The sequence below is a fragment of the Erythrobacter sp. genome (assembly GCF_023653175.1).
Lineage (GTDB): Bacteria > Pseudomonadota > Alphaproteobacteria > Sphingomonadales > Sphingomonadaceae > Erythrobacter.
In genome coordinates this window covers 1-7,072 of sequence record NZ_JAMNXL010000184.1, presented here as the reverse complement: position 1 = coordinate 7,072, position 7,072 = coordinate 1, and the positions used below count along the sequence as shown (strand labels likewise).

The 7,072-nt window shown below is 67.1% G+C and carries 9 protein-coding genes; 4 read left to right on the top strand and 5 right to left on the bottom strand.

The window, feature by feature from the left end; translation table 11 throughout:
* Positions 1-1,088: alkene reductase (locus tag NBV68_RS16140; protein ID WP_296311710.1), on the top strand; the 1,088-nt coding region annotated here is incomplete at its 5' end.
* Between the two features lie 450 nt (positions 1,089-1,538).
* Positions 1,539-2,348, top strand: coding sequence for an outer membrane beta-barrel protein (locus NBV68_RS16135; RefSeq protein WP_296311708.1), 810 nt, complete (start codon positions 1,539-1,541; stop codon positions 2,346-2,348).
* A gap of 81 nt (positions 2,349-2,429) precedes the next feature.
* Here NBV68_RS16135 and NBV68_RS16130 read toward each other — a convergent pair whose 3' ends face one another.
* Together NBV68_RS16130 and lipB are read right to left on the bottom strand one after the other, a co-directional pair.
* A complete protein-coding gene (locus NBV68_RS16130) occupies positions 2,430-2,735 on the bottom strand; it encodes a hypothetical protein (RefSeq protein ID WP_296311705.1) in 306 nt (101 codons plus the stop codon).
* Complete coding sequence (lipB, locus tag NBV68_RS16125) at positions 2,732-3,421, bottom strand: lipoyl(octanoyl) transferase LipB (protein WP_296311703.1); 690 nt, start codon at positions 3,419-3,421, stop codon at positions 2,732-2,734. Before lipB ends, NBV68_RS16130 begins: the two co-directional genes overlap by 4 nt.
* Before the next feature lie 72 nt (positions 3,422-3,493).
* On the opposite strand from lipB, the gene NBV68_RS16120 reads away from it, so the two are divergent.
* Positions 3,494-4,315 carry a glycerophosphoryl diester phosphodiesterase membrane domain-containing protein gene (locus NBV68_RS16120; RefSeq protein ID WP_296311699.1) on the top strand — a complete coding sequence of 274 codons (822 nt, stop codon included), beginning with the start codon at positions 3,494-3,496 and terminating at the stop codon, positions 4,313-4,315.
* A gap of 18 nt (positions 4,316-4,333) precedes the next feature.
* On the top strand, positions 4,334-5,713 hold the full coding sequence (locus tag NBV68_RS16115) for an MFS transporter (RefSeq protein ID WP_296311694.1): 1,380 nt from the start codon (positions 4,334-4,336) through the stop codon (positions 5,711-5,713).
* On the opposite strand, the gene NBV68_RS16110 is transcribed toward NBV68_RS16115, so the two are convergent.
* The 3 genes from NBV68_RS16110 to NBV68_RS16100 all read right to left on the bottom strand — a co-directional run.
* Entirely contained in the window at positions 5,710-6,054 is a 345-nt protein-coding gene (locus NBV68_RS16110) for an arsenate reductase family protein (protein ID WP_296311712.1), read from the bottom strand. The genes NBV68_RS16115 and NBV68_RS16110 overlap by 4 nt on opposite strands.
* A 10-nt stretch (positions 6,055-6,064) precedes the next feature.
* Complete coding sequence (locus tag NBV68_RS16105; RefSeq protein ID WP_296311692.1) at positions 6,065-6,613, bottom strand: (2Fe-2S)-binding protein; 549 nt, start codon at positions 6,611-6,613, stop codon at positions 6,065-6,067.
* Between the two features lie 17 nt (positions 6,614-6,630).
* A partial coding sequence (locus NBV68_RS16100) for a class II aldolase/adducin family protein (protein ID WP_296311690.1) occupies positions 6,631-7,072 on the bottom strand: 442 nt, incomplete at its 5' end.

The window sequence follows — 7,072 nt, the reverse complement described above, 5'->3', positions numbered from 1 at the left end:
TCCAGATGGGCGCGCTCCATGCCAAGAACCGCATCCACATGGCTCCGCTCACCCGTGGCCGCGCGGCCGAGCCGATGTTCGTGCCCAATGAATTGATGGCGACCTATTACCGCCAGCGCGCGGGCGCGGGCATGATCCTGACCGAAGCGACCGGCGTCAGCCGCGAAGGCCTCGGCTGGCCGAGCGCGCCGGGCATCTGGAGCGACGAGCAGACCGAGGCGTGGAAGGCCACCACCAAGGCCGTGCACGAAGAGGGCGGCCTCATCGTCATGCAGCTGTGGCACATGGGCCGCATCGTCCACCCCGTGTTCCTCGATGGCCAGCCGCCCTTCTCGGCGAGCGCCACGCAGGCTCCGGGCGAGGCGCACACGCCCACCGGCAAGCAGCCCTATGCCGTCGCCCGCGAAATGACGCATGAGGACATCCAGCGCACCATCGGCGACTACCGCCGCGCCGCCGAGAACGCCAAGAAGGCGGGCTTTGACGGGGTGCAGCTCCACGGCGCGAATGGCTACCTCGTCGACCAGTTCCTGCGCGATGGCACCAACCTGCGCACCGACGAATATGGCGGCTCGCCGGAAAACCGCACCCGCTTCATGCGCGAAGTCTTGGAGGCGCTGATCGACGTCTGGGGCGCGGACCGCGTCGGCATCCGCCTCTCGCCCAATGGGGATTCGCAAGGCACCGATGACAGCAACCCGGCGGCGACCTTCGGCGCGGCGGCCAAGGTGTGCGAGGAACTCGGCCTTGCCTTCGTCGAACTGCGCGAGCCCGGGCCGGAAGGCACCTTCGGCCGCACCGATGTGCCCAAGCAGAGCCCGCTGATCCGCCGGATCTACACCGGCACGCTGATCCTCAACTCGGACTACACCGCCGAGGAGGCCGTCGCCGACGTGACCAGCGGCAAGTGCGACGCGGTGAGCTTCGGGCGGCCCTATATCTCCAACCCCGATCTCGACAAGCGGATCGCGGCCGGCGCCCACTGGACCCCCAACAAGGACGTGCCCAAGAGCTGGTACTTCCCGATCCCCGAAGGCTATGTCGACTACCCGACCCTCGAAGAGGAACAGGCGCAGGCAGCGGAGTAACAGCTCTCCCGGCAGCGTCCGCATTGCGATGCTGCCGGGATTGAACCTGCCATTCGGCGAGCTACCGCCGTTACAATAATCCATCATGGATGGCCGCCCGACTTTCGGGATCGGTGATTACGGCAAGCCATGCAGGCTAGCCTTTTTACGGCCGGCCGCGGCCACAGCGCGCTTCGCATCCGGCCGGAGGCCGAGCGCTGCGAAATAATTTGGCCCAATCCAATCTGCCGCCACCTCACCGACGTAGGGCTGAACGAGAGCCCCGTGGGACCAGGCAAACACGCTGACATGACGCGTGTCTGTGCAATCAAGACAGGTGAGTTTCGCCTGCCAGGCCAGATAATCGTTTCAGGCGTGAACGGCGTCTCAAAAGATGGTCAGACGGTAATCTCCCAGTCCTTATGGGCAAACGCCCATACAGCAAGTATTTAGTATTTTGGGAGTTTTTCAATGAGAGCACTTGCAGTTGCCATCGTCGGGGTCACCCTGGCGGCTACCCCTGCTCACGCGGAAGATGAATTCGACGGCTTTTACGCGGGCGTTGCGATTGGCTATGATTTCCAAGCCAGCGACAGCGATGAAACAATCACCTTCGACCGCGGTTCGAACGGTACCTTTGGTGAAACCGTTACGACCGGTGCGGGCGCGAATGCTTTTTCGCCCGGCTTTTGCGGGGGTGAAGCCACGTCACCGCAAAACACGAACTGCATTCCTGATTCCGATGGGGTGAGTTTTGCAGCGCGGGCCGGATACGATTACCAGATGGGTAGTCTTGTACTCGGTGTTGTTGGCGAGGTCGGCACGGTTGATGTTCGCGACGCTGTTTCGGCATTCAGCACTACACCGGCATTCTACTACATGGAGCGCACCATCGATTACAACGCGGCGCTCCGCCTGCGTGCCGGTTACACCGTAACTGAATCGACCTTGCTCTATGCCACTGGCGGGGTCGCGTATGCGAAACTCGACCAGTCATTCGAATCCAGCAACAGCGCCAACACCTTCACTGTGATTGCCGATGACAGCGCCTATGGCTTCCAGATCGGCGCTGGGCTGGAACAGAAGATCGGCAGCAATTTCTCGCTCGGTATCGAATATCTCTACACCGGCTATAATGACGATGAGACTTTGATCCGCGTCGGCCAAGGCACTGCGCCGGCCACCAATCCGTTTGTCCTTGCCGGCGGAGTAGACTTCATGCGGGAAAACGACAATTTCAACTTACAGTCCATCAAGGCGGTGGTCTCCTACCGCTTTTGATTGCAGCGCCCCACCCACTTCAGGCCATTCGTCCAGCAACGGCCGCGCCTGAAATCGGGCTTTGTGCCAAGGGCTGGGGTACTATTCCGTGGCGGCGGGGGCCGGGGCAGCAGGGGCTGCGTCGGCCCCCTCTGCGGGCGCGCCCTCGATGCCCTCCATCGGCGTCACCTCGGGCTGTTCGGCGTCGATGTCCTCGCCCACGGTGCGCACCTGGCGCGGGGCCAGGGGCGCCTGCGAATCGAGCTGTTCGAGCGGGATCATCGCGTCCGAGATGGAGCCGGCCAGCACCTCGCCCGAGGCTGCGCCGCCCTGTTCGACGGGCGCGGTGGCCTGCTGCTCGCAGGCGGCGAGCGCGAGAGGCAGGGCGAGGACAAGAGCGCGTTTCATCGGCACGCCCTTTTGGCGGCGGCATCCAATGCGTCAAGGAAATCGTCACTGGTCGCTTTCAGCGCAGCGTCCCATTGCTCGGCCGAAACCCTGAGCCCCAGCCGCGCCAGACTGGTCACGCCATATTCGGCAATGCCGCAGGGCACGATCCCGCCGAAGTGCGTGAGGTCAGGGTCGAGGTTGACCGAGAAGCCGTGCATCGTCACCCATCGCCGAACGCGCACGCCGATCGCCCCGATCTTTGCTTCCGAGCCGTCGATGTCCCGCGTCCAGATGCCGACGCGACTCTCGGCGCGCCAGCTCTCGATCCCGAAGCCTTTGAGCGTCGCGATCACCCAGCCCTCGATCGCGTGGACGAAGCAGCGCACGTCCTTGCCGCGCTTGGCGAGGTCGAGCACCAGATAGCCCACCCGCTGGCCCGGCCCGTGATAGGTGTAGCGCCCGCCGCGCCCGGCCTCGACCACCTCGAAGCGCGGGTCGACCAGTTCGGCCGGGTCCGCGCTGGTGCCGGCCGTGTAGACCGGGGGATGCTCGAGCAGCCATACCAGTTCCGCCGCCTCGCCCGCATGGACCGCAGCATTGCGCGCCTCCATTTCCGAAAGTGCGCGCGCATAGGGCACTTGTGCGGTCTCGCGCCGCCATTCGATGGGAAATGCGCCGCCAGCGGCTGGAGCAGTGCTTGCCATGGCGAACCGGTGGGGGCATTGAGCGGCGAGATCAAGAGGCGAAATGCGCCTCGCGCGATGAAGGGATCCGCGATGCATCACAGCAAGCTCGACATGGGCAGGGCGTGGACCCAGGCGACCGGCATGGTCGGCGCCAATCGCGATCTCGTCAGCGTGCTGGCGGGGGTGTTCCTGTTCCTGCCGCTGTTCGTGCTGCTGATCGCGCTTCTGGGGAGCGGCATTGATTTCGGACCCGAGGGCGCCGAGCCTGACCCTCAGAAGATCGCCGGGCAGATCAACGCACTGCTGCTGGCCAATTGGTGGGCGCTGCTGCTGGTCGGGGTGGGCCAGATCTGCGCCTCGATCGCGATCCTCGCGCTGCTGGGCGATCCCGGGCGACCGACGGTGCGCGAGGTGCTCGCCCGCCTGCCGCGCCTGCTGCTGCCGGTGTTCGGTACGCAGCTCGTGGTCGGGGTGCTGACCCAGCTCCCTTCGCTGCTTGCAGGCCTCCTGCCCGAGCTGGCCGAGGCGGCGGCGAGCCTCGTCATTCTGCCGGTGACGCTGTACCTGACGGTCAAGTTCTCGCTGGCAATCGCGGTGATCGTGCTCGCCGGGCAGCGCAATCCCATCGAGGCGATGCGCCGCTCGTGGCAGCTCACCAAGGCGAACTCGTTCCGGCTGTTCGCCTTCTTTGCGATGCTGGTGTTTCTGGGGCTGGTGATCGGGCTGATCCTGTCGCTGGTCGTCGGGCTGGTGTTCGCGGCGCTCGGCGACCGGGTGGCATTGTTCGGCAATGCGGCGTTCTATGCGCTGATGCTGACGGTGTTCTACACGCTCGCCTATGCGCTGACGGTGGCGATCTACCGCCAGCTCTCGCAATCGCCCGCAGATCGGGACGCCGACCTGTTCGAATAGGGAGCCGCGCACCGAGCGATGGCCGAGACCGATCCTGACCTGAGCCGCACCGGCGCAACCGCCGACCCCGCGACCGCGCCGGCGATCCCGCCGTCGCGCATGGCGCTGTTGTTCATGGTGATGCTGGTGACGGCGGCCGGCAACACCGCGATGCAATCGGTGATGCCCTCGATCGGCACCGCGCTGAAAGTCGCCGACGTGTGGATCAGCCTTGCCTATTCGTGGTCGGCGCTTCTGTGGGTGGTGTTCGCCCCGTTCTGGGCGCGGCGGTCGGACCAGCGGGGGAGGAAGGCGATGATGGCGCTCGGCCTTGCGGGCTTCATCGCCAGCTTCGTGCTGTGCGGCGCGGCGCTGTGGGCGGGGCTCTCGGGCTGGCTCACCGCCGTGTGGACACTGGTGCTGTTCGCCGCCGCGCGCAGCCTCTACGGCTTCTTCGGGAGCGCCGCGCCGCCCGCGGTGCAGGCCTATGTCGCCTCGCGCACGCCGCGGGCCCAGCGCACCCAGGCGCTCTCGCTGATCGCCTCGAGCTTCGGGCTCGGCACCGTGATCGGCCCGGCACTGGCACCGCTGATGGTGGTGCCCTTCCTCGGCCTCGGGCTGACCGGGCCGTTCCTTGCCTTTGCCGCCATCGGCGCCGTCGCGCTCGTCCTCCTGCGCCTGCGCCTGCCCGACGATGAGCCGCAATACGCCGCGCGCGGGCAGGCCGCCCCCTATGCGAGTGCCACCGGCGCGCCGGCCGATCCGCGCGAGGCGGAGGACGCGGAGCCCGTCCCCTCCCCTGCCCCCGCCGCCGAGCCGCCGCGCCTCACCTGGCGCGACCCGCGGCTGCGCCCCTGGGTCTTCGCCGGGCTGGTCGGCGGCCACGCGCAGGCGATGGTGCAGGGCATCGCGGGTTTCCTCGTGCTCGATCGCCTCGCATTGCGAGACACCCCCGATGCCGGCGCGGGGCCGATCGGCCTCGTGCTGATGAGCGGGGCGATCGCGACCCTGCTCGCGCAGTGGGGCCTGATCCCGCGCTTCGACCTCGGCCCGCGGGCGGCGACGCTCTGGGGCATTGCGGCCGCCGCGATCGGCACGGCCATTCTCGGGATTGCAGGTGACCTGCACCTCATCGCGCTGGGCTACGCCATCGCCTCATTGGGCTTCGGTCTGTTCCGCCCGGGGACCACCGCCGGCACATCGCTCGCCGTGACCCGCGCCGAGCAGGGGCAGGCCTCAGGGATAGTCGCCAGCCTCGCCGGAGCCTCCTACATCTACGCGCCCGCCCTGGGCGTGTGGCTCTATGGCACCTCCGACTGGCTAGGCTTCGGCCTGATAGTCGCCCTGTGCGCCGTGGTGCTGGTGCATGGTTGGGTGAGCCTGCAAGCCGACGGGGACCTCACCAAGGACCGCACCTAGAGTATCTCCAGCACCTTGTCCTGAGGCCGGCACAGCCGCACCCCCTTATCGGTCTCCACCAGCGGCCGCTCGATCAGGATCGGGTCCGCGACCATCGCCGCCAGCACCGCCGCGTCATCGGCCTCGGGCAAGCCCCGCTCCGCCGCGTCCGTGCCGCGCAGGCGCAGGCCCGCTTGGGGCGTCAGCCCGGCGTCGCGGTAAAGCTGCGCGAGCTTCTCGGCAGAGGGCGGCGTCTTCAGGTATTCGACCACCGTCAGTTCCACACCCGAGAGCGCCTCGAGGATCGCCAGCGTCTTCCTCGATGTGCCGCAGGCCGGGTTGTGCCAGATCGTCGCCTTCAGTTTTGCCATGTCACTGGTCCTCCGGCACGCGCAGCGCGGGCACCGCCTTGGCCGCATCCTCGGGGCTGATCCCCGGCGCGGGCGCGGCGCTCACGCGCTCCTGCCGCGCTGCCACGCGCGCGGCCTGCTCGATCACCTTGACGAGGCGCGGATAGACCCCGCAGCGGCACAGGTTGGGCACCCCCGCCTCGATATCGGCCTGGGTCGGTGCGGCGTTCCTCTGGAGCAGCGCGGCGAGCGAGATAACCATGCCCGGCGTGCAATAGCCGCATTGCACCGCCTGCTGCGCCACCATCGCCTGCTGGACGGGGTGCGAGCGATCGCGGCTCAATCCCTCGATGGTGGTGATCAGCCGCCCCTCGGCCTCGGCCAGCGTGATCGCGCAGGAGCGCAGCGCCACCCCGTCGACCAGCACCATGCACGCCCCCGAGCAGTCGCTCCCGCCCCCGCACGCCTTGGTGCCGGTGAGGTTCATCGCCTCCCTCAGCGCGTAGAGCAGCGGCATCCGCGGATCGAGGTCGAACTGCACCGGCCGGTCGTTGACGGTCATCCGCGACATGGCTGAACCTCAAGCGCTTACTGGCGCCAGCTGTCGTCGATCTTGTCGATCCGGCGCTTCCACGCCTCGAAATCGAACAGCCCCGCTCCGCCCTGACCCTGCATCACCGAAAGGTCACGCTGGTGCACGTCGACCACCGATTGCGGAACGAGCACCGGATCGCCCATGCTCAGGGTCGCCACCTGAATCTCGCAGGCGCGCTGAAGCGCCCACATCTTGACGAACATGCCCTGGATGGTTCGGTCCATTACCACCGGGCCGTGATTGCGCAGCATCAGGATGGTGTGGTTGCCGAGGTTCTGCACCAGCCGCTCGCCCTCTTCCGCGCGCACGGTGACGCCCTCGAAATCGTGATAGCCGATCTGCCCCTGGAAATTGCAGGCGTAGAAATTGGTCGGCAGCAGCCCGTCCTTGTGGCTCGCCACGGCCATCGTCGCGGTGGTGTGGACGTGGCAGATC

Coding starts and splice junctions, on each gene's coding strand:
- NBV68_RS16135 (WP_296311708.1), top strand. CDS start 1,539: ATGAGAGCACTTGCAGTTGCCATCGTCGGGGTCACCCTGGCGGCTACC.
- NBV68_RS16130 (WP_296311705.1), bottom strand. CDS start 2,735: ATGAAACGCGCTCTTGTCCTCGCCCTGCCTCTCGCGCTCGCCGCCTGC.
- lipB (WP_296311703.1), bottom strand. CDS start 3,421: ATGGCAAGCACTGCTCCAGCCGCTGGCGGCGCATTTCCCATCGAATGG.
- NBV68_RS16120 (WP_296311699.1), top strand. CDS start 3,494: ATGCATCACAGCAAGCTCGACATGGGCAGGGCGTGGACCCAGGCGACC.
- NBV68_RS16115 (WP_296311694.1), top strand. CDS start 4,334: ATGGCCGAGACCGATCCTGACCTGAGCCGCACCGGCGCAACCGCCGAC.
- NBV68_RS16105 (WP_296311692.1), bottom strand. CDS start 6,613: ATGTCGCGGATGACCGTCAACGACCGGCCGGTGCAGTTCGACCTCGAT.